The following is a 20,416-nucleotide window of genomic DNA, read 5'->3' as shown; positions in this document are numbered from 1 at the left end:
TCCCCTAAATTCTGTTTCGATATTCGCTATATGGCAGGCAAAAACTACTGAAATTGCCGCAGAAATTTCAGATCGTTCTCAAAGAACAAACGCAAGTCATTCACGCCATAACGCAGCATGGTGAGACGCTCCACTCCCATACCAAAAGCAAACCCGGTGTATTTCTCAGAGTCCACATTCACGTGCTCGAATACCTTTGGGTGCACCATGCCGCACCCCAGTATTTCCAGCCAACCGGTATGGCTGCAGACCCGGCACCCGCGGCCGTCACACATGACACACTGAATGTCCATTTCGGCGCTGGGTTCGGTAAAAGGAAAATAAGAGGGACGGAATCGCACATCCAGGTCTTTTTCAAAGAAATCGCGCAGAAACTCCGCCAGAATGCCTTTCAGGTCCGCAAACGTGATATCCGTATCCACCAACAGACCTTCCACCTGGTGGAACATTGGGGTGTGGGTCAAATCCGAATCACAACGATACACCCGCCCCGGACAGATAATGCGATAAGGCGCCTCAGTGCTTTCCATCGTGCGCACCTGTACCGGCGAGGTGTGGGTGCGCAGCAACGTACCGGCATCAAAATAGAAGGTATCGTGCATGGCCCGCGCCGGGTGATGACCGGGAATATTCAGAGCCTCAAAATTATGGAAATCGTCTTCGATCTCGGGGCCCTCTACCACCTGGAAACCCATGCTGGCAAAAAACGTTTCTATGCGCTGCAGGGTGCGGGTAACCGGATGCAAGCCACCCACGGCTCCATTGCGACCGGCAAGGGTCACGTCTATGGACTCACTGGCCAACTGCTGCTGCATGGCCTGATCCTGCAGAAACGCCTGACGGTCCTTGATCGCCTCCTGCACCTGCTCCTTCACCCTGTTGATGTCAGCACCCGCCGCCTTACGCTCTTCCGGCGCCAGCTTGCCCAGTGTTTTCAGTTGCCCCGTGATTTCGCCTTTCTTGCCCAGGTAATGAACCCTGACCTGATCCAGGCCGGCAACGGATTCGGCATTTGCCACTGCAGCCAATGCTTGTTGAAGAATACTTTGCAGGTTTTCCATGGTGATTCCGCTTTGAATTCGAAAAATAAAAAGGGGAAGAGCCTGAGCCCTTCCCCTATTCTATGCTTGATTTGTCACCAGAGTGTGACGGCGACAGATCGCGACGCTTAGTTGGAAAGACTGGCCTTAGCCTTCTCTGCCAACGCGGTAAAGGTCGCTTGGTCGTGCACAGCGATGTCGGCCAGAATCTTACGATCCACTTCGACAGATGCTTTTTTCAGACCATTGATGAAGCGGCTGTAGGACAGGCCGTTCATGCGGGCAGCTGCGTTGATACGGGTAATCCACAACTGACGGAACTGACGCTTACGCTGGCGACGGTCACGATACGCATATTGGCCGGCCTTGGTTACCGCTTGCTTGGCTACACGCAATACGCGCGAGCGGGCACCGTAATAACCTTTGGCCTGCTTCAGAATTTTCTTGTGACGGCGAGATGCGGTTACACCGCGTTTTACTCTTGGCATTGTTTAAACCTCCAAATTCCTAATCGGGCCTTACACGTAAGGCATCATACGTGCTACCAAAGCCACATCGGCCTTGTGCACCATGGATTTGGGTCGCAACTGACGAATTCGCTTGGAATTCTTTTTGGTCAGAATGTGACGCTTGAAGGCTTGTTTACGCTTGAAACCGTTGGCGGTTTTTTTAAAACGCTTGGCAGCCCCACGGTTTGTTTTCATCTTAGGCATTTTACGCTCCGCATTGTTTTCACAATGTTTTAAAGTTTAATAAGCAAACCGACATGGTTTACTTTTTCTTTTTCGGTGCAATCACCATATGCATCTGACGACCTTCCATCTTGGGCATCTGCTCAACAGCCCCCAGTTCGTCCAGGTCGGATTCGATGCGTTTCATCATCTCCATACCCAGCTCCTGGTGTGCCATCTCACGCCCGCGGAAACGCAGAGTGATTTTGGTTTTGTCACCATCTTCGAGGAACCGCTTCAGGTTGCGAAGTTTGACCTGGTAGTCCCCCTCTTCAGTTCCCGGGCGAATCTTGATTTCCTTCACCTGGGTCTGTTTCTGCTTTTTACGGGCTTCAGCTTGGCGTTTCTTCTCTTCGAAGATGTGCTTTCCGTAGTCCATGATCCGACACACGGGGGGTTCAGCATCGGGAGCGATTTCAACTAAATCCATCTCCGATTCTTCGGCTTTGCTGATGGCTTCTTCAATTGTGACTATGCCGATCTGCTCGCCGTCCCCACCGATCAACCGCACTTCCGGGCAGGTGATCTCATCATTGGTTCGGTTCTTTTTCGTCTGTACTACAGGGCGTCTGTTACGCTGCTTAATAGCTCTTCCTCCAAGCCCGTTAATAAAAAAACCAAGCTCCCTTTTTGAGTGTTCGGGGTTACTTGATTCCGCTTCAATTCGCGATAATGATCCCGCAGGATTTCTGTCCTTGAGATTCTATGACTGCTTTGGGAAATTCTCAAGCTACAGAACCACTTAGATTGAATGTTCTAAGTGAAAATTGGTAGGCACGATCGGATTCGAACCAACGACCCCCACCATGTCAAGGTGGTGCTCTAACCAACTGAGCTACGTGCCTATTATGTTCAGGCGCGCAAAAATAACACCGCGCCCTGGTAAGTGCAAGTCATGATTTCAAAAATCAGATCTGATAGAAGGCTCGATACCACTCCACGAAGCGTTTTACCCCCTCCTCAACTGCCATGTTGGGACGATAGTCCACATCCAACACAAGAGCATCCACATCGGCATAGGTATCCGGCACGTCACCAGGCTGCATCGGCAACAGATTCTTTTCTGCAGATTTACCCAAACAGTCTTCCAACACCTCGATGTAACGTAACAATTCCACTGGCCGATTGCTACCTATATTGTATAGGCGATACGGTGCCTGGCTGGTGGCGGCATCCGGCGCGGCACCATTCCAGTCCGGGTTGGGTTGGGCGACCTTATCCAGGCTGCGGAGCATGCCTTCGACGATATCATCTATATAAGTGAAATCCCGGCGATGATTCCCGTAATTGAACACATCAATGGGCCGGCCTTCCAAAATGGCTTTGGTGAATTTGAACAAGGCCATGTCAGGGCGTCCCCAGGGGCCGTACACAGTAAAGAAGCGCAAGCCTGTGGTCGGCAAACGGTAGAGGTGGCTATAGGTATGGGCCATCAATTCGTTGGCTTTTTTGGTGGCCGCATACAGGGACAGCGGATGGTCTACGTTGTCGTGTACTGAAAACGGCATCCGGGTGTTGGCCCCATACACCGAGCTGCTGGAGGCATACACCAAGTGTTCCACCTCCATCTGGCGGCAGGATTCCAGCAGGTTCATGAAACCAACCAGATTGGATTCCACGTAGGCATGCGGGTTCTCCAGTGAATACCGGACGCCAGCCTGCGCCGCCATATTAACCACTCGCTGGGGCTGTTCTTTCTTGAACAGGGCATCCAACACATCCCGCTCTTCCAACGCATTTCGATAGAATGTGAACCCGGCCCTATCCTCCAGCCTGGACAGGCGCGCCTCTTTCAAACTGACATCGTAATAATCGTTCATGTTGTCGAGCCCGACAACTTCATCACCACGATCCATAAGCCGGTGTGCCAGAGCGGCCCCAATAAAACCGGCAGCACCGGTGACCAATACTTTCATTCTACGAATTTCCTACTGTATAAACGCTTGGCTTTTGATCTGCTGCACTTCATCCCGCAGCCGGGCAGCCTCTTCAAACTCCAGGTTTTTAGCGGCTTCAAACATTTTATGTTCAAGCTCCTTGATCAAAGCACCCACCTGACGGGGCTCAAGGGCCGAAATATCCCGATTATAGCCTGATTTCTTGTCCGCTACTTTACGGCCGGATTTACGCCCTCCTCCGGGCGCCCGGGCACCTTCCATAATATCCTCGACGGACTTCTTTATTCCCATCGGAGTAATGCCATGGGCCTCATTATATGCAATTTGCTTGGCCCGGCGGCGCTCTGTTTCATCCATGGCCCGTTGCATGGAGTTGGTAACCTTGTCCGCATACAAAATGGCCTTGCCATTGAGGTTGCGGGCGGCACGACCAATGGTCTGGATCAGTGACCTATCGGAGCGCAGAAAACCCTCCTTATCGGCGTCCAGAATGGTGACCAGAGAAACCTCCGGCATGTCCAGGCCTTCTCGCAGCAGGTTGATGCCCACCAACACATCAAACTCACCCAGGCGCAGATCCCGTATGATTTCCACACGCTCAACGGTATCAATATCGGAATGCAGGTAACGCACCCGAACGCCGTGTTCCATCAGGTAATCCGTCAAATCCTCGGCCATGCGCTTGGTGAGGGTGGTCACCAGCACCCGCTCCTCTTTCGCCACCGTGGCATGAATCTGTGACAGTAGATCTTCCACTTGGGTAATGGCCGGGCGCACCTCAATAGCGGGATCCACCAGACCGGTGGGACGCACAATCTGCTCTACGATCGCCTGCTGATGCTCTGCCTCATAGGGGCCAGGTGTGGCGGAGACAAAAATAGTCTGGGGGCATAGGCCCTCCCACTCCTCAAACTTCAGCGGCCGGTTGTCCAAGGCAGAGGGAAGACGAAACCCGTACTGCACCAGGGTTTCTTTCCGCGAACGGTCACCACGATACATTCCGCCGATCTGAGGCACGGTAACATGGGATTCATCAATCACCACCAATGCGTTCTGCGGCAAGTATTCAAACAACGTCGGTGGTGGCTCACCAGGTGCCCGGCCCGACAGGAAGCGGGAATAATTTTCAATCCCGGTACAGTAGCCCAGTTCCTGCATCATTTCGATATCGAAACGGGTACGCTCACTCAGGCGCTGATGCTCCAGCAACTTGCCTTCTTCGGTAAAATGCTCGAGCCGATCGCGCAACTCCAGCTTGATGTTTTCAATGGCATCAAGCACAGTTTCTCGCGGTGTTACATAATGGGATTTCGGGTAAATTGTATAGCGGGGTAACTTCTGGAGCACTTCCCCGGTCAATGGATCAAACAACGACAGGTTTTCCACTTCGTCATCGAACAATTCTATACGCAACGCTTCACGCTCAGATTCCGCAGGAAACACATCAATCACTTCACCGCGAACCCGGTAGGTGGCACGATTAAACTCCAGATCATTACGGGTGTACTGCAGTTCGGCCAAGCGCCGCAGTATTTTACGTTGATCAATCCGGTCACCGCGGTCCAGGTGCAACACCATTTTCAGGTAACTGCCCGGGTCACCCAGACCATAAATGGAAGATACGGTTGCCACGATCAGTACATCTTCACGCTCCAGCAGCGCCTTGGTGGCAGACAGACGCATCTGCTCGATATGCTCATTGATGGATGAATCTTTCTCAATAAACGTATCCGATGCCGGTACGTAGGCTTCCGGCTGGTAATAATCGTAGTACGATACAAAATACTCCACCGCATTATTGGGAAAGAATTCCTTGAATTCTCCGTACAGCTGCGCTGCCAGCGTTTTGTTGTGAGCCATGACCAATGTGGGTCGTTGCACTTGCTCCACCACATTGGCAATGGTAAAGGTCTTCCCTGACCCGGTTACACCCAATAAGGTCTGGTGGGAATAGCCATCTTCCAAACCTTCCACCAGTTGGGTAATCGCCGTGGGCTGATCGCCGGCCGGCTGGTATTTGGAGTGTACCTTGAACTTGCGCACGCTTAGTCTTTTGTGCCCCTTCCGTATTGATCATTAAAACGAATGATATCGTCTTCACCCAAATAAGACCCGGTCTGGATCTCAATGATTTCGAGCGGGATCTTGCCGGGGTTTTCCAGATAGTGCACCTCGCCCAAGGGAATATACACGGATTGATTTTCTGTCAGCATGAGGGAATCTTCACCCCGCTGCACTTTGGCTGTGCCCTGTACCACCACCCAGTGCTCAGCCCGATGGTGATGCATCTGGGTGGAAAGCTTGGCGCCGGGTTTTACCGTAATACGCTTCACCTGATAGCGATCGCCGGCATCAACGGAATCGAAGCGCCCCCAGGGCCGGTGAACTTCACGATGAAATTCGTGCTCACTGCGGCCATCGGCTTCAATCAGCTTTACTATATCCTTAACTTTCTGCACCTGATTTATGTCTGCCACCAACACTGCATCGGTTGTTTCCACAATTACCAGGTCCTTCACACCCAAGCACGCCACCATTCGGTTACTGGCGTGCACCATGGTGTTTTCAGTATCCTGGGCGATCACGTCACCCACCAGCACGTTTCCGGTAGCGTCTTTATCCTGCACTTCCCAGAGCGACTGCCAGGAGCCCACATCAGACCATCCCGAGTCCAGGGGAATCACCACCGCCTTCTCGGTCTTTTCCATCACCGCGTAATCAATGGAATCTTCCGGGCACGCAACAAAGGCTTCCTCTCCCACCCGAATGAAATCAAGATCTTCAGATCTTGCATCCCAGGATGCTTTGGCTGCGTCATAAATAGCGGGGTTGTGTTGCTTTAACTCCTGCAGATAGACATCGGCGCGAAACGCAAACATACCGGAATTCCAATAGTAATCTCCGGATTCCAGATATTGCTCGGCCAACTCCACGCTGGGTTTTTCCACAAACGCATCAATACTCAGCCAGCCATCAGCAGAGGAATTATTCGCTTTAATATACCCGTAACCGGTTTCCGGCTTGGTGGGAACCACACCAAAGGTGACCAGATTACCTTTCACCGCAGCAGTGTTGGCCAACTCCAATACCTGCTGGAACGCTGCTTTATTCTCGATATGATGATCCGATGGCAATACCAGCACCACGGATTCGGGCGCCCTCTCCTGCGCGGCGAAGCACGCCAGGGCAATAGCCGGGGCAGTATTACGGCGGGCGGGCTCAAGAACGATTTCGGCCCCCTCTGCACCCAATGTCTGCACTTGATCGGCAAGCAGAAAACGTTGATCGTTGGCGGTGACAAAAATCGGGGCTTCCGTGGCCACACTCCCCGCCAGGCGCATTACCGTATCCTGAACCAACGAGTAACCGGAACACAGTGGTAAAAACTGCTTGGGGTACGCAGAACGAGAAAGAGGCCACAAACGGGACCCACTACCACCAGACAAAACTACGGGAATCATGTGTAGAAATCCTTATTCAACAAGCCAGGTTTTCCGACTATACCACAGCCCATCGGGAAAAAAGAAAAGCCCGGTATACCAGCGCGCCAGGCTTTTCTTTTAGAACCAAATTTGTGCAGTGGGCGAACCTACTGCCCTATTTTTTGCCTAATGGATGACAGTTTTACGCACACCACAAACACTTCCATGGTTTTATTGATATCCGCCAAAGAAGGGAAGCTGGGTGCCAGGCGAATGTTCTTGTCGTCCGGGTCATTACCGTAGGGGAAAGTGGCACCGGCCGGTGTCAGTTTTACGCCCACTTCCGACGCCAGACGAATGATATCCTTGGCAAGCCCGGGCCTGGCGTCGAAGGAAACAAAATAACCGCCATGAGGCACAGTCCAGGTACCAAGATCAGAATCAGCAAACCCTTCCTGCAAATGCTGCAGCACAGCGTCAAAGCGTGGCTTGAGCAGCTCCGCGTGCTTTTCCATGTGACTGAGCAGACCGTCGAAATCACCGAAAAACTTCACGTGACGTAACTGGTTTACTTTGTCCGGCCCGATGGTACACATACCCAAGTGCCGCTTGAAGAACTCGAGGTTCGCCGCAGAAGTACCCATAAAAGCCAGACCGGACCCGGCAAAAGTGACCTTCGATGTGGAACCGAATATCACCACAGAATCTTCAGTGCCGTGCTCGCGGGCCAACTCCATCAGATTGGCCAATTGCGGCGCATCAGGGCTCAAGGCGTGAACCGCGTAGGCGTTATCCCACATCACCCGAAAATTGGCTCCGGCTATTTTCCCCAGCCGGGCAATACGATCCACCACCTCATCGCTGTAAACAATGCCGGTAGGGTTGGAAAAGCGCGGCACACACCAGATACCTTTTATGGTCGGATCGGACTTTACCTTTTCCTCGACCTCATCCATCACAGGCCCATTGTCATCCATGGCCACCGGAATCATTTCAATACCCAGTTCTTCACAAATTCCAAAATGGCGGTCATAGCCGGGCACCGGGCATAGAAACTTCACCTTGCCCTCTTTTGACCAGGCGCTGTCTGCTCCCCGCACACCGAACAGGTGGGCGAACGCCACCATTTGAAACATCAAGGTTAAACTGGCATTACCGCCAATCAACGTTTCCGACGGTTTTACACCCAACACCTGTGAAAACAGGGCCTTGGCTTCCGCGATTCCGTCCAGGCCACCATAATTCCTGCAATCCGTGCCGTCTTCTGCTTTATAGGCACCGGATAAAATGCCATCCAGCCCATCAGACAGATCCAGTTGAGCCGCACTGGGCTTACCCCGCGTGAGATCCAAATTGAGTTTGGCTGCCTTGAATCCGGCATACTGGTTTTCCAGTTCAGCCAACTGCGCTTGAAGTTCCTGGGCGGATGCTTGGTCGATATACAAGGTGAACCCCCTACATACTGAAGTGAGACGCTACGACCCCGACACTATAGTGAGTTGCATTACTAATGCAATAGAGTGACGTTACCATCCCGGCAATTTCAGGCGGTAAAAAATCCCTCACGGACCCTGGCCATCAATCCCTTTGACAACAGGACTTTACCGGTAACTGCCTGATAGAAAAATGGAAAAAAGTGGTTGACCCATAAGAATCATGCCCTTAATATACGCGTCCTCAAGAGCTGATCCACAGTAGCTCAGTTGGTAGAGCAAGCGGCTGTTAACCGCTGGGTCGCAGGTTCGAGCCCTGCCTGTGGAGCCAATCCCGAAGAAAAAGGAGCCTAATGGCTCCTTTTTTGTTGCCGAGCTGGTTTCGCTTGTATTACTTCCCCCCCCCCCTCACCGCTCCAACACACGGCAAGAAACCCACGGCCCCATACCCCAATCTCAGCAATGACATTATTTTTCGCAGAGGCACCTGTGGTACCTTTACAGGGCACTTGAGAAAGCCCCCTGAACCTCAACACAGACACCCCTTTTCATGACTATAGACATACAACCCAAGCCCGTTTCAGCTTCTTCGGTCCAGCATCACGTATACAAGGTCTTCCCCAATGATCTGAATGCCCATTACACCGTGTTTGGCGGGTTGGTGATGTCGCTTTGTGACCGGGTGGCCCTGGTGGTTTCGGAGCGCCACAGCGGAAAAGTATGTGTTACCGCTTCAGTGGACTCTTTCCATTTCGTTGCCCCGGCAAAAGATGGCGACACACTGTTGATCAGCGCTGCTGTGAATCGCACCTGGTCCAGCTCAATGGAAATTGGTGTTCGAGTTGATGCAGAAAACTCATTCTCGGGGGAAAGCAAGCATATCGTGTCGGCTTACTTCACCTTCGTGGCCCTGGGCCCCGACAACAAGCCATGTGAAATAGCCGAAATAGAACCGCAATCTGAAGCTGAAATCAGACGCTATAACGGTGCCCAGGTGCGGCGGGATGCCCGCCTCAGAACCCGGGAAAACCTGAAAAACATGAAATAGTTACTGAGCCGATGAAACCGGTTCTTCAGAACTTTCCAATTGCGCGATCATGTACTCGATGCCGTTATTCTTAAAGTCCTCGGCGCTTGCGGTTTTGAAACTCTGCAATACGCTGACGCCTTCCACCACGATATCGTACACCTGCCAGTTTTTGGTTTTGCGATCCACATACAGCTTGTAACTGATGTTGTACTTTTCCCCGGTTTTCGCTTCGGTCACCACACTGCTCACCGCCGCACGATCACCTTTATCGTTCTGGCGTGAGCCGGTCACTTCAAGCAGGTACTTTTTTGACGGATCGTATTGTGACACCAGTGACAGGGATACCCGCTGACGGAAAGCCTCGGTGTAGCGCACCCGCTGTTCCGGGGTTATCTTGCGCCAGTTCTTGCCCAATATCTGCTTTGCCATGGTTTCGAAACTGACATAGGGTGCAAGTACCTCGTCGCCAATGGTAATCAGGTGCTTCTTGTCCGCCGCAATCTTTTCCTGGTCGTCGTTGAGTCGCTTATTGATCACTTCAAACAGCGAGCTGATCAGCTGATCAGGGGCAACGCTGCTGTTTGCATAAGCTGATGTCATACCCAACACCACAGCAATCATCATGCTCACCAGTGATCTGACCACTCCACTACCGGGGTAACTGACTGTATACACGGCTTTCTCCAATCCTGTTTAACCTGGAGGGGGAGTATAGAAAGTCACCCGCCTCAGTTAAAGGTAAATAAGTCACTCTACGCTGATTCGACCGGCATTCCGGCGCAAGGTTCCTTCACCCACCCCCTTCACACCGGTCAATTCCCGGGGGCTGGCGAAGGGGCCATGCTGATTTCGGAATGCAACGATGGCCGCCGCCTTTTTTGGCCCTATACCCACCAGAGCCCTGGATAAGGTTAGCTCATCCGCGGTATTGATGTTGATGGGAAGGGGGATAAAGTATTGGTTTTTATCTGCGCAGAACGCAGCACAGGGCAACAGCATTCCCAGCCCGCAAAGCAACACAAAGACTCGCACCATCCGCATGTTCTATCCCTGGATATTGTTCCTTTACCAGTTAGACACATACGGGTTAAAAAACCCGGTTACAGCAAGCTGGACAGCACATCCTGCAAGGCCTGCCTGGGATTCGGCGCCTGGGCAATGGGCCGTCCAATCACCATATAATCCACACCCGCCGCCACCGCCTGCGGCGGTGTCATAACCCGGCGCTGATCGCCGGTTTCACTCCCCTGCGGGCGGATACCGGGGGTCACCAGTTTAAAATCGCCCCCCAGTGCCGGCTTTAAAACCGGTGCCTCCTGGGCAGAACACACCACCCCATGCAACCCACAATCCTTCGCCAACGCAGCCAAACGCTGCACATGCTGTATGGGTTCCACATCCAGCCCCACTTCAACCAGGTCTGAACGCTCCATGCTGGTCAACACCGTCACCGCAATCAGCTGGGTGCCGGTGCCGGTTTGCGCTATCGCTTTAGCAGCAGCCTCCATCATGCGCCGGCCGCCGGACGCATGCACATTGACCATCCACACCCCCAGGTCCGCGGCCACAGAACAGGCTCGCGCCACCGTATTCGGGATGTCGTGAAACTTGAGATCGAGAAACACATCGAAGCCTTTCTCATGCAGTGCTTTCACCACGCCAGGGCCTTCCCGGGTGAACAGCTCTTTTCCCACCTTGACCCGGCATTTACCGGGATCAAGCTGATCCGCTACCTCCAGGGCCTGCTCACGATATTGAAAATCCAAAGCAACAATCACAGCGGATTGGCATGCCATTAGTCAGCTCCTGTTTTACATTATTGCCAAGCGGCCCGGGTTATTCGCCTTCCACCCCCTGGATAGGCCGGACCGACCCCCAGGTTTTACAGGTAGGGCATTTCCAGTGCAGCGTTTTGCCATCAAATCCGCAATCCGTGCAACGATAGATGGGTTTATCTTTAATAAGTTTCTGGGTAAACGCCTGCAGGATGGCGAGGTTTTCCTTTTCTTCACCGCCTGCCCGCTCCATCTGTAAACTGATCAGCCGGTCCAGCCCCTTGACTGAAGGGCGCTTTTTCAGATATTCCGACAACACATAGGTACCCGCCTGATCGCCTTCCAAACGGGCAACCAGGTTGGACAGTTCAATCACAATGGAGATGGCGGGCGACTTTTCCAGGCACTCAAACAGGTATTTGGACAGGTCATTCATGTTCCCCAGCTTTTCGTAATTCACCAGCAGCAGGGGCAAGGTATCAGGGACGAAGGCGGGATCCTGCTCCAGAACCCGGCGTAACGCCTTGACGGCTTCCTTGGGATTGTTGGCTTCGGTTTCCAGTTCAGCCAGAACCATGCTGGCGCGAACGCAATATTTGTCAACCTGCAGTGCTTTCTTTAGCTCACGCCGGGATTGCACATAATCCCCCATTTTAAGATTCTGTTCCGCCAGCTCGCAATGATAATGCGCCATCTTCACCTGCAAGGGTTTTCCCTTGTTGATGAGCTTCTCCGCCACCTCAATACAGGGTGCCCACTCCCGCTCCTGTTCGTAAATGGTCAGTAGGTACTCCAGCGCCCGAACCTGATTCAGGTTATCCTCTTCGGCAATTTCCTTGAGCAAACGCTCGGACCGGTCCAACACACCGGCATTTAAATAATCCCGCGCCAGCTCCAGCTTGACCGCCGCATGCTGTGCTTTCGTCAAATCCGAGCGCGCCAGCAAATCCTGGTGAATACGGATGGATCGATCGACCTCACCCCGGCGGCGATACAGGCTGCCCATTACGATATGGGTCTCGAATGTGTCGCCGTTCACATCCAACGTTTTTAACAGAAGATCAACGGCTTCATCCTGCTTTTCGTTTAATAACAGGTTCAAGCCATCATAATATTCCTTACCCACGCCACCGGCTGCTTCCACCGCAACACTTTTCTTGCGCTCGGTTTTACCCAGCAGCCAGCCAATGACAATGGCGACAAACAGTAGAATGCCGACGAACAAGTCCACCATATCAGGTGGTTTCCTTTATGGTTCGCTCACGTAGCTTTTTTAATTCTTTTTCCAGCTTGCTGCTCTGACGTCGGGCCGCAGCCACTTCGATGCCCAGTACGATACAGATCAATACACACAATCCGATTCCGACCAGCACTCCACCAAAGAAGAACGCCATACCAAAGCGGGCAACGCTCATCTCGATTGGCTCAGCAAAATAAATAAGATCAACCTGGATATCGTGGTCGTTCTGAATCTGGTACATACCCAACACCAAAGACACCAGCAGAATCACGATCACGATCAGAAAGGCTTTAACAATATTTCCCATGTTGTGCTCTTTTTAGCAGCGAAACGCACCCAAGGTGCGCAAAAAAAACGGCATGGGGGTAATCATGCCGTTTTTATCAGGGAATTCAAGCGAATACACCTACACCATTGGGCCTTCGGACTCTTCTTCACTGTTAACGCGATCCCGCAGTTCCTTACCCGGCTTGAAGTGGGGTACGTACTTTCCGGTAAGATCCACCGATTCACCGGTTTTGGGATTGCGCCCCAACCGGGGAGCCCGGTAGTGCAAAGAGAAACTGCCGAAACCCCTAATCTCGATTCTGCCTCCCGTGGCCAACGCCTGCGACATCTCTTCAAGCATGGTTTTCACCGCCAGCTCAACGTCCTTCTGGGACAGTTGGGATTGCTTTTGAGCAACCCGCTCAATCAGCTCTGACTTGGTCAACACGGAATTCCTTAGATTATCGTTTGTCCCGTTGTCTTCCATTTTCGCAGTACCTCCCGCAGTACTTGTTTCCCTGAAGCGCCAGTTGCGCAATACGTTTTCTGCACCTGATTACGAGACAGCAGGACAATGTAGCTTAACTCGTTGAGAAAACTGTATTTATTAATGTAACTCATGTTTTAAATATAGCAAACTCTGGTGCTTTGCAAGCTCATAATTTAGCCAAAGCCAAACTGACCGCATAGTCACACCCATATATGGTTAATTTACGTACAAGCATAGAACCATTCACTCTAAAAACCTGTTTTTCCTGATTTTTTCAAAGTTTGCTTTAATTAGAACAACAACTTTCCAGAAGGATTCCATGGCATGTTGATTATTCCGGCAGAAAGGGGCATTGACTGGCGGCGGGCACCGGTGGTCACGGGGGCATTGATCCTGATCTGTTGTGTGGTGTATTTCGCCTGGCAGTGGCATGACGACCAGCGCCTGTACAAGGCGGCGGAGTATTACATTGATCATGGCCTGCTGCAGCTTGAATACACGAACTACATCAGCCACCTGCACCAGAATCAACGGGATATCGAGGCGCTGGAGCTGGAGGCCGCCTGGGAAGAAGATGCAGCGCTGTACATCAGTTACTACATTCTCTCTGACCGGTCTTTTACTGTAGAAATGGACAAAACGGATGCGCGCTTCTGGGGTGCCGACGTGTACCAGCAATGGCGTACGGACCGTAGCGAAGTGAATGCCATGGTGGCGGATGTGAGCGCCTTTAAAATGGGCCTGATTCCCGCCGACAGCAGGCCAATAACCTATCTTACTTACCAATTCATGCACGGCAGCACACTGCACCTTATCGGCAACATGGTGATTCTGGCACTGACCGGAGTGGCTGTGGAAGCGGCCATTGGCTCCACTTATTTTCTATTGAGCTATTTGTTTTGTGGGGTCATCGCCGGGCTGTTCTTCGCCCTGTTCAACTGGGGCGGGCACCTGCCCCTGGTCGGTGCATCCGGATCCATTTCAGGGGTGATGGGCATGTACGCGGCACTTTACGGCCTGCGCAAAATCAAGTTCTTTTACAGTGTGATTTTTTACTTCGGCTACTTTACCGCCCCTGCCCTGGTCATGCTACCCATCTGGCTGGCCTGGGAGATCATCAACGCCATCTGGGGTGGCGCTGACGGTGTCGCCTATACCGCCCATGCGGGAGGCTTGTTGGCCGGAGGCCTGCTCATGCTGGCGGGAAGAAAGTACCTGATTCAGGTGGAGGAAACGTATCTGGATCAGGCGCCGGATGAAGATGAAGCCTACCGCAAAGCCCTGGATGATTTTCTCAAGCAGCTGGCGGCATTTAACTTCGATGCAGCGAACCGCAAACTGACCTCCCTGGAAGAGCACTACGGCGATAGAAACGCCGTACTGGAGCAGCGCTATCTGCTGGAAAAACTGAATCCGGAATCACCGGCATTCCATGAATGCGCTCACCGCTTGTTGGCACGCACCACGCAGGACACCGCCACCATGCACATGCTGCACGATGTCTACTGTGACTACCTGAAACAGAAAAATGCGCACAATCTGCCCGACGAGATACTGCTGAAGCTGATGCTGCAATTCTGCCAGATTGATGCCTGGGACACGGTTGAATCCATGATCAGGGAAGCACAACAAAGACGAATGCGCGATCCGATGCTGGTGAAAGTACTGCGGCTGCTGGCTCGCGGTGTCAGCGAGCAGGGTGAACACCATCAGGGCAATCAATTTCGCGATATGGCAGACAGTCTGGAGCAATCGCTGCAGCAAACATAGCCTTGGCGATGGCCAGTGATGTAACGCCATCGGCCATTGACCGGAATCCACCCCGAATCCGCACTTTTGGTCATGTCCGGGCAGGTCTGATTTGGTTAAGCTGAGAAAGCAATGACCACCAAGTCACCGCCATAAACAACAATAATCCCCAACAGGAGCCCCACATGATCGAATGGAGTGAACCCCAACGCATGCTGCGTACCGCGGTTCGACAATTTGTTGAACGGGAAATCGCCCCCAATCTGGATCAACTGGAACACGGTGACACCCCACCCTACGACACCCTGCGTAAATTTCTGAAAACGTTTGGCATCGATGCCATGGCCAAACAACGGTTTGAAAGCGAGCTGGCCAAAGATCGCGCCCAGCTGGCCGGCGAACCGCCCGCCCAGAAAGACGAGCAGGATCCGGCCACCGCCGAGATGATGCGGGGTGAAGAGACCGCCATGCGCATGATTCCCACCATCGAACTTTGCCGTTATTGCCCCGGCATGGTAACCGCCATGGGTGTCAGTATGGGGCTGACCGCCGGTACCATCATGTCCCGGGGCACCCCCGGGCAAAAAGAACGCTGGGCGCTGGATCTCCTCACCATGGATAAGATTGGTGCCTGGGCCATCACCGAGCCCAATTCCGGTTCTGATGCCTTCGGCAGTATGAAATCCACCTGTCGCCGCACCGAGGATGGCGGCTATGTACTGAACGGCAATAAAACCTTTATTACCAATGGCCCCTACGCCGACACCATTGTATTTATCTGCAAGCTGGATGAACCCGGTGTTGAGCCCCGTAACCGAAAAGTGTTGAGCTTCGTGCTGGACACCGGCATGAAGGGTTTAAGCCAGAGCAAACCTTTCCGGAAAATGGGCATTCATTCTTCCCCCACCGGTGAACTGTTTTTACAGGACGTTAAAGTCGGCAAGGATCGGCTGCTGGGTGAAAGTGAAGACGTTTCCTACCGCAGCGGGGTCAAGGATACCTTTTCAGCCGAGCGTTCCGGGGTTGCCGCCATGGCGCTGGGGATTACCGAACGTTGCCTGGAGCTGAGTGTGAAATACGCCAACGAACGGGTTCAATTCGGCAAACCCATCGGAGAATTCCAGCTGATCCAGGCCAAACTGGCAAAAATGGAGATTGCACGGATAAACCTGGAAAACCTGGTGTTTCGCTACATCGAGACCGTTGCCAAAGGGCGCAGTATGAGCCTGGCAGAAGCTTCCGCCATGAAACTGTATGCCGCGCAGACGGCGGTGGAAGTGGCCATGGAAGCGGTGCAGATTCACGGCGGAAACGGTTATATGGCGGAGTACCAGGTGGAACAACTGGCCCGTGACGCCAAGATCCTGCAGATATACGGTGGCACCGATGAGATCCAGATCACCCACATTGCCCGGGATTTGTTGTCGCGGGGGTAGTACCTCCCAAACTTCGCTGCAGATTGCTGGCCCTGCTATTGCGCGGGGCTTCTCTGCCTGTCCACAATCACCGGTTGCAGAAACGCCAAAACGTTATCCGCAATCAGTGGCTGCGCTTCCACATTGGGGTGAATACGATCTGCCTGCATCAACTTATCCTGCCCGCCTACCCCATCCAACAGAAACGGCAATAATGGCACATCGTTGCGTGCCGCAACAGTCACGAACACCTGCTCGAAGCGGGTGCGGTACTTGCTGCCGTAGTTGGGCGGAATTTTGATCCCCGCCAGCAGGGGTTGGGCACCCTGTTGTTTCACGGTGTCCACCATGGCTTGCAGATTCGCTTCCATGGCCGACAGTGACATGCCGCGCAAGCCATCATTGCCACCCAGCTCGATCAACACCCAGTCCGGGTTCTCACGCTGCAGCAACGGCTCAATGCGCGACCGGCCGCCAGATGTGGTATCACCGCTGATACTGGCATTCACCACCCGGATGGGTTCCTCGCGCGCTTGCAGGGATTGCCGCAAAAGATGCACCCACTCCTTACCCTGCGGGATACCGTAACCTGCGCTCAGGCTGTCTCCCACGATCAGCAATACCGGGCTTTGCTGCGCGCTTGAGGCCAGCGGCCAGGCCATCAGAGTTAGAATTAAACTAAATAGAGCAACGCACTGTCTTATCATTTGTTAGCATAACCCTTTGGCTTAATTTGCAGGGATTTCAAGACTTATGACCAGTATGCCGCAAAACGGCAACCCCGTCCTCCAGGCCAGCGCAGTCATCAAGACTGTCTCGATGCCGGACCAGGAACTCACCATTCTCTCAGGCATTGATCTCACCGTTATGGCGGCAGAATCCCTGGCCATTGTGGGGGAATCCGGGTCCGGAAAATCAACCTTACTTGGACTTCTGGCCGGCTTGGATGTTCCCTCAAGTGGTGCCATCAGCCTGATGGGCCAGGCGCTGAACAGCATGACCGAAGATCAGCGTGCCGCGGTGCGGGCAGCTCACGTGGGCTTTGTATTCCAATCCTTTCAGTTGCTGCCGAATCTGACTGCATTGGAAAACGTGATGTTGCCGCTGGAAATCGCAGACGAAAAAGCGGTGCCGGAGCGGGCGCGCAACATGTTGGCCAAAGTGGGGCTGGAGAAACGCTTGAATCATTATCCCAGCCAACTTTCCGGTGGTGAACAGCAACGGGTGGCACTGGCCCGGGCCTTTGTTACCGAACCGGATATCCTGTTTGCCGATGAGCCCACCGGGAACCTGGATACCCATACCGGGGAGGCCATTGCGGATCAGCTGTTTGAATTGAATGCCTCCCTGGACACCACCCTGATTCTGGTCACCCACGACATGCATCTGGCCCGACGTTGCGCGCGCACGGTCACCATGAATGCCGGACAGCTGCAATGAAATCCATCCGGCTTGGTTTAAGGTTACTGTTGCGGGATTGGCGCTCCGGCCACCTTTCCCTGCTGCTCACCGCCCTGTTTGTGGCCGTGACCACCCACAACACCATCGGCTTTCACAGCGAACGCATTGAAAACGCCATGACCATGCAGGCCTCCAACCTGATGGGGGGCGACCTGGTGGTGAAAAGCCCCACTCCGCTGCATGAGCTACCGGCGTTTCCAGACAGCGTACAAGGCGCACGGGCCATTGAATTTTCCAGTGTGGTAATGGCGGCCGATGCCATGCAGCTGGCGTCACTTAAGGCGGTTTCCAACCATTACCCCCTAAAGGCCAGCCTGAAAGTGGCCGATCAGCCCTTTGCACCGGACTATGAAACACGCACCGGCCCCGGCCCGGGAAAAGCCTGGGTAGAAGCCCGCCTGCTGAATATTCTGGGCATTCAGATTGGGGACTCAGTGGAGGTGGGCGACACTCAGTTGCAGGTGGAAAAAGTGCTCACCTTCGAACCGGACCGTGGCGGCAGCTTCTACGCCTTTGTGCCGCGCCTGATGTTGAATGAACAGGATCTGGCCCACGCCAATCTGATTCAACGCGGCAGCCGGGTGGAGTACTATTATCAGTTCGCCGGCCCGGAAGCGGCCATCGGCACGCTTCGATCCGGGCTCGAGCCCCTGTTAAAACCGGGGCAATCGATCCTTTCCATACACTCCCGCCAACGCACGGTCAGTGCCGCCTTGAACCGGGCTCAGGGCTATCTGCAACTGGCCAGTTTGATGGCGATCCTGCTGGCATCCGTTGCTCTGGCCATGGGTGCCCAGCATTTCAGCGAAACCCGTTATGATACGGCGGCTTTACTGCGTTGTTTCGGCCTGCAATCCCGCCAGATTCTGGCTGTATTCACCTGTCAGCTGGTTGCCCTGGCGCTCATCAGCGGTGTGTTGGGGGGCGCCCTGGGCTGGCTGCTGCACTTTTCACTGGTTGAATTATTGGCGGGCCTGTTACCTGATAACATTCCCCTGCCCTCGGCCAAACCCTTTTTCAGCGGCCTGGTATTGGCGCTACTGATTTTGCTGGGATTCAGCCTGCCGGCATTGGTGCAATTGCAACGCACGTCGCCACTGCGGGTGTTGCGCCGGGATCTGACCCCCACCCCACTGTCGAAAAACCTGCTCTACCTGGTTGTGCTGGTAATGATTGGCGCACTGATGTTCTGGTATACCCGGGACCCTGTGCTGATCGGCGCCATTGTGCTGGGTGGCCTCATCGCCTGGTTGATTACCTATGGCTTAACCGCTTTGTTCGCAGTGGCAATCCGCATACTGGGAAAACACAGCTCCCTGTCGCTGCAGGCGGGCTTGCGCAACCTGAGCCGACGCCGGCTCAGCACCCGGGTGCAACTGCTGGGATTCGGCCTCACCGGCATGGCCATGTTGATCATCCTGCTGGTGCGGGGCGAGCTGATTAACACCTGGCAGCAACAACTGCCGGAGCAGGCGCCCAATCATTTTGTGCTGAACGTGCTGCCCCAGGAGGCCGGTGCTTTTGCACAGCATCTGAAAGACAACAATATTCAGGCACAGCCCCTATACCCCATTGTGCGGGGCCGGCTCACTCACATTAACGGCGCCCCCATCAAGCGCGCGGTGACCAAGGAAAGTGGTGAAGAAGAGGAAGAAGCCCTCAACCGGGAATTGAATTTGAGCTGGTCGGAAGCGCTCCCCAGCGACAATCGCATTGTGGCCGGACAGTGGTGGGATCGGCTGCCCAACGACGATGAACGGCGCGTATCCATAGAACAACGCCTGGCCCAGCGCCTGGGTGTGACCTTGGGCGATGAGTTGCGCTTTTTTGTTGCCAGCCAAACCTTCAGTGCCCGGGTCGCCAGTATACGCACGGTGAAGTGGGAATCATTCCAACCCAATTTCTATCTGATGTTCAATCCCGGCGGTCTGGACAACCTGCCCACCACCTATCTCACCAGCTTCTATCTGGAAGCGGAACGCAAAGCCCTGCTGAAACCATTGGTTCAGCAGTTTCCGGCCATTACTTTGCTGGAGGTGGATGTCATTCTGAAGCAGGTGCGTACCATACTCAATCAGGTCAGCGCAGCGGTTGAGTTCATTCTGCTGTTCGTCCTGGCCGCCGGTCTGACAATCACCCTGGCCACCCTGATCACCACCATGCCCCAGCGCTACCGCGAAGGCGCCATCATGCGCACCCTCGGCGCCACCCGACGGCAACTGGTTATCCAGCAATGGGCAGAGTTTTTTGCCATCGGGGCCCTGTCCGGCCTGGTGGCCTGCTTTGGGGCCGAAATGGCGCGCTTGGGTATTTATCTCAAGCTGCTCTCACTGCCCTATACTCCCAACCCCTGGATCTGGATAATAGTGCCCCCGCTACTGGGGTTGTTGATCGGATTTGCCGGGCAGATCAGCAGTAAACGCATCCTCAAGCAAAGCCCGGCGGTTGCACTGAGAGAATAACAT

20 protein-coding genes and 2 tRNA genes are annotated in these 20,416 nt (G+C 53.7%); 6 read left to right on the top strand and 16 right to left on the bottom strand.

Going from position 1 to position 20,416, the window contains the following annotated elements; genetic code table 11:
• Window positions 1-44 precede the first annotated feature (44 nt).
• The 9 genes from pheS to D9N13_RS16200 all read right to left on the bottom strand — a co-directional run bounded on the left by pheS (window position 45) and on the right by D9N13_RS16200 (window position 8,536).
• Window positions 45-1,061, bottom strand: coding sequence for a phenylalanine--tRNA ligase subunit alpha (gene pheS / locus D9N13_RS16240; RefSeq protein WP_290592212.1), 1,017 nt, complete (start codon window positions 1,059-1,061; stop codon window positions 45-47).
• Window positions 1,062-1,168: 107 nt separating this feature from the next.
• Window positions 1,169-1,528 (bottom strand): 50S ribosomal protein L20, encoded by a 360-nt coding sequence (gene rplT / locus D9N13_RS16235; protein ID WP_290592195.1) that lies wholly within the window; start codon window positions 1,526-1,528, stop codon window positions 1,169-1,171.
• A 30-nt stretch (window positions 1,529-1,558) separates the two neighbouring features.
• Window positions 1,559-1,753 carry a 50S ribosomal protein L35 gene (gene rpmI, locus D9N13_RS16230; protein WP_290592193.1) on the bottom strand — a complete coding sequence of 65 codons (195 nt, stop codon included), beginning with the start codon at window positions 1,751-1,753 and terminating at the stop codon, window positions 1,559-1,561.
• A gap of 58 nt (window positions 1,754-1,811) precedes the next feature.
• Window positions 1,812-2,357, bottom strand: coding sequence for a translation initiation factor IF-3 (gene infC / locus D9N13_RS16225; protein ID WP_290593105.1), 546 nt, complete (start codon window positions 2,355-2,357; stop codon window positions 1,812-1,814).
• Between the two features lie 182 nt (window positions 2,358-2,539).
• Window positions 2,540-2,616: transfer RNA gene (locus tag D9N13_RS16220), tRNA-Val, on the bottom strand.
• Window positions 2,617-2,679: 63 nt separating this feature from the next.
• Window positions 2,680-3,687 (bottom strand): NAD-dependent epimerase, encoded by a 1,008-nt coding sequence (locus D9N13_RS16215; RefSeq protein WP_290592191.1) that lies wholly within the window; start codon window positions 3,685-3,687, stop codon window positions 2,680-2,682.
• 12 nt (window positions 3,688-3,699) lie between these two features.
• A complete protein-coding gene (gene uvrB, locus D9N13_RS16210; RefSeq protein ID WP_290592189.1) occupies window positions 3,700-5,712 on the bottom strand; it encodes an excinuclease ABC subunit UvrB in 2,013 nt (670 codons plus the stop codon).
• Window positions 5,713-5,714: 2 nt separating this feature from the next.
• Window positions 5,715-7,130: a mannose-1-phosphate guanylyltransferase/mannose-6-phosphate isomerase gene (locus D9N13_RS16205; RefSeq protein ID WP_290592187.1), complete on the bottom strand. Its 1,416-nt coding sequence runs from the start codon at window positions 7,128-7,130 to the stop codon at window positions 5,715-5,717.
• A gap of 128 nt (window positions 7,131-7,258) precedes the next feature.
• Window positions 7,259-8,536: an aminotransferase class I/II-fold pyridoxal phosphate-dependent enzyme gene (locus D9N13_RS16200; RefSeq protein ID WP_290592185.1), complete on the bottom strand. Its 1,278-nt coding sequence runs from the start codon at window positions 8,534-8,536 to the stop codon at window positions 7,259-7,261.
• A 243-nt stretch (window positions 8,537-8,779) separates the two neighbouring features.
• Between D9N13_RS16200 and D9N13_RS16195 the strand changes: the two genes are divergently transcribed.
• Window positions 8,780-8,855: transfer RNA gene (locus tag D9N13_RS16195), tRNA-Asn, on the top strand.
• Between the two features lie 219 nt (window positions 8,856-9,074).
• Window positions 9,075-9,572 carry an acyl-CoA thioesterase gene (locus D9N13_RS16190; protein ID WP_290592183.1) on the top strand — a complete coding sequence of 166 codons (498 nt, stop codon included), beginning with the start codon at window positions 9,075-9,077 and terminating at the stop codon, window positions 9,570-9,572.
• On the opposite strand, the gene D9N13_RS16185 is transcribed toward D9N13_RS16190, so the two are convergent.
• The 6 genes from D9N13_RS16185 to ihfB all read right to left on the bottom strand — a co-directional run bounded on the left by D9N13_RS16185 (window position 9,573) and on the right by ihfB (window position 13,281).
• Window positions 9,573-10,229, bottom strand: coding sequence for a phospholipid-binding protein MlaC (locus tag D9N13_RS16185; protein WP_290592181.1), 657 nt, complete (start codon window positions 10,227-10,229; stop codon window positions 9,573-9,575). It lies immediately after the preceding gene.
• A gap of 72 nt (window positions 10,230-10,301) precedes the next feature.
• Window positions 10,302-10,595 carry a ComEA family DNA-binding protein gene (locus tag D9N13_RS16180; protein ID WP_290592179.1) on the bottom strand — a complete coding sequence of 98 codons (294 nt, stop codon included), beginning with the start codon at window positions 10,593-10,595 and terminating at the stop codon, window positions 10,302-10,304.
• A 59-nt stretch (window positions 10,596-10,654) separates the two neighbouring features.
• On the bottom strand, window positions 10,655-11,350 hold the full coding sequence (gene pyrF / locus D9N13_RS16175) for an orotidine-5'-phosphate decarboxylase (protein WP_290592177.1): 696 nt from the start codon (window positions 11,348-11,350) through the stop codon (window positions 10,655-10,657).
• Between the two features lie 40 nt (window positions 11,351-11,390).
• Complete coding sequence (gene lapB, locus D9N13_RS16170; RefSeq protein WP_290592175.1) at window positions 11,391-12,563, bottom strand: lipopolysaccharide assembly protein LapB; 1,173 nt, start codon at window positions 12,561-12,563, stop codon at window positions 11,391-11,393.
• A gap of 1 nt (window position 12,564) precedes the next feature.
• Window positions 12,565-12,876 carry a hypothetical protein gene (locus tag D9N13_RS16165; protein WP_290592173.1) on the bottom strand — a complete coding sequence of 104 codons (312 nt, stop codon included), beginning with the start codon at window positions 12,874-12,876 and terminating at the stop codon, window positions 12,565-12,567.
• 99 nt (window positions 12,877-12,975) lie between these two features.
• The gene (gene ihfB / locus D9N13_RS16160) at window positions 12,976-13,281 is read right to left on the bottom strand and encodes an integration host factor subunit beta (protein ID WP_290593103.1); all 306 of its coding nucleotides are present in this window, start codon (window positions 13,279-13,281) and stop codon (window positions 12,976-12,978) included.
• Window positions 13,282-13,650: 369 nt separating this feature from the next.
• Here ihfB and D9N13_RS16155 point away from each other — a divergent pair, with 369 nt between their 5' ends.
• Window positions 13,651-15,096 carry a rhomboid family intramembrane serine protease gene (locus D9N13_RS16155; protein WP_290592171.1) on the top strand — a complete coding sequence of 482 codons (1,446 nt, stop codon included), beginning with the start codon at window positions 13,651-13,653 and terminating at the stop codon, window positions 15,094-15,096.
• Window positions 15,097-15,260: 164 nt separating this feature from the next.
• Complete coding sequence (locus tag D9N13_RS16150; protein WP_290592169.1) at window positions 15,261-16,511, top strand: acyl-CoA dehydrogenase family protein; 1,251 nt, start codon at window positions 15,261-15,263, stop codon at window positions 16,509-16,511.
• 35 nt (window positions 16,512-16,546) lie between these two features.
• On the opposite strand, the gene D9N13_RS16145 is transcribed toward D9N13_RS16150, so the two are convergent.
• Window positions 16,547-17,152 carry an arylesterase gene (locus D9N13_RS16145; protein ID WP_290592167.1) on the bottom strand — a complete coding sequence of 202 codons (606 nt, stop codon included), beginning with the start codon at window positions 17,150-17,152 and terminating at the stop codon, window positions 16,547-16,549.
• 100 nt (window positions 17,153-17,252) lie between these two features.
• Between D9N13_RS16145 and D9N13_RS16140 the strand changes: the two genes are divergently transcribed.
• Complete coding sequence (locus tag D9N13_RS16140) at window positions 17,253-17,930, top strand: ABC transporter ATP-binding protein (RefSeq protein WP_411268187.1); 678 nt, start codon at window positions 17,253-17,255, stop codon at window positions 17,928-17,930.
• Entirely contained in the window at window positions 17,927-20,413 is a 2,487-nt protein-coding gene (locus D9N13_RS16135) for an ABC transporter permease (RefSeq protein WP_290592164.1), read from the top strand. The genes D9N13_RS16140 and D9N13_RS16135 overlap by 4 nt, the downstream gene beginning before the upstream one ends.
• Window positions 20,414-20,416 lie beyond the last annotated feature (3 nt).

This window comes from Ketobacter sp. GenoA1, assembly GCF_003671475.1.
GTDB lineage: Bacteria > Pseudomonadota > Gammaproteobacteria > Pseudomonadales > Ketobacteraceae > Ketobacter.
The sequence above is the reverse complement of the archived record's forward strand: the minus strand, read 5'-3'. Positions and strand labels throughout refer to the sequence as shown.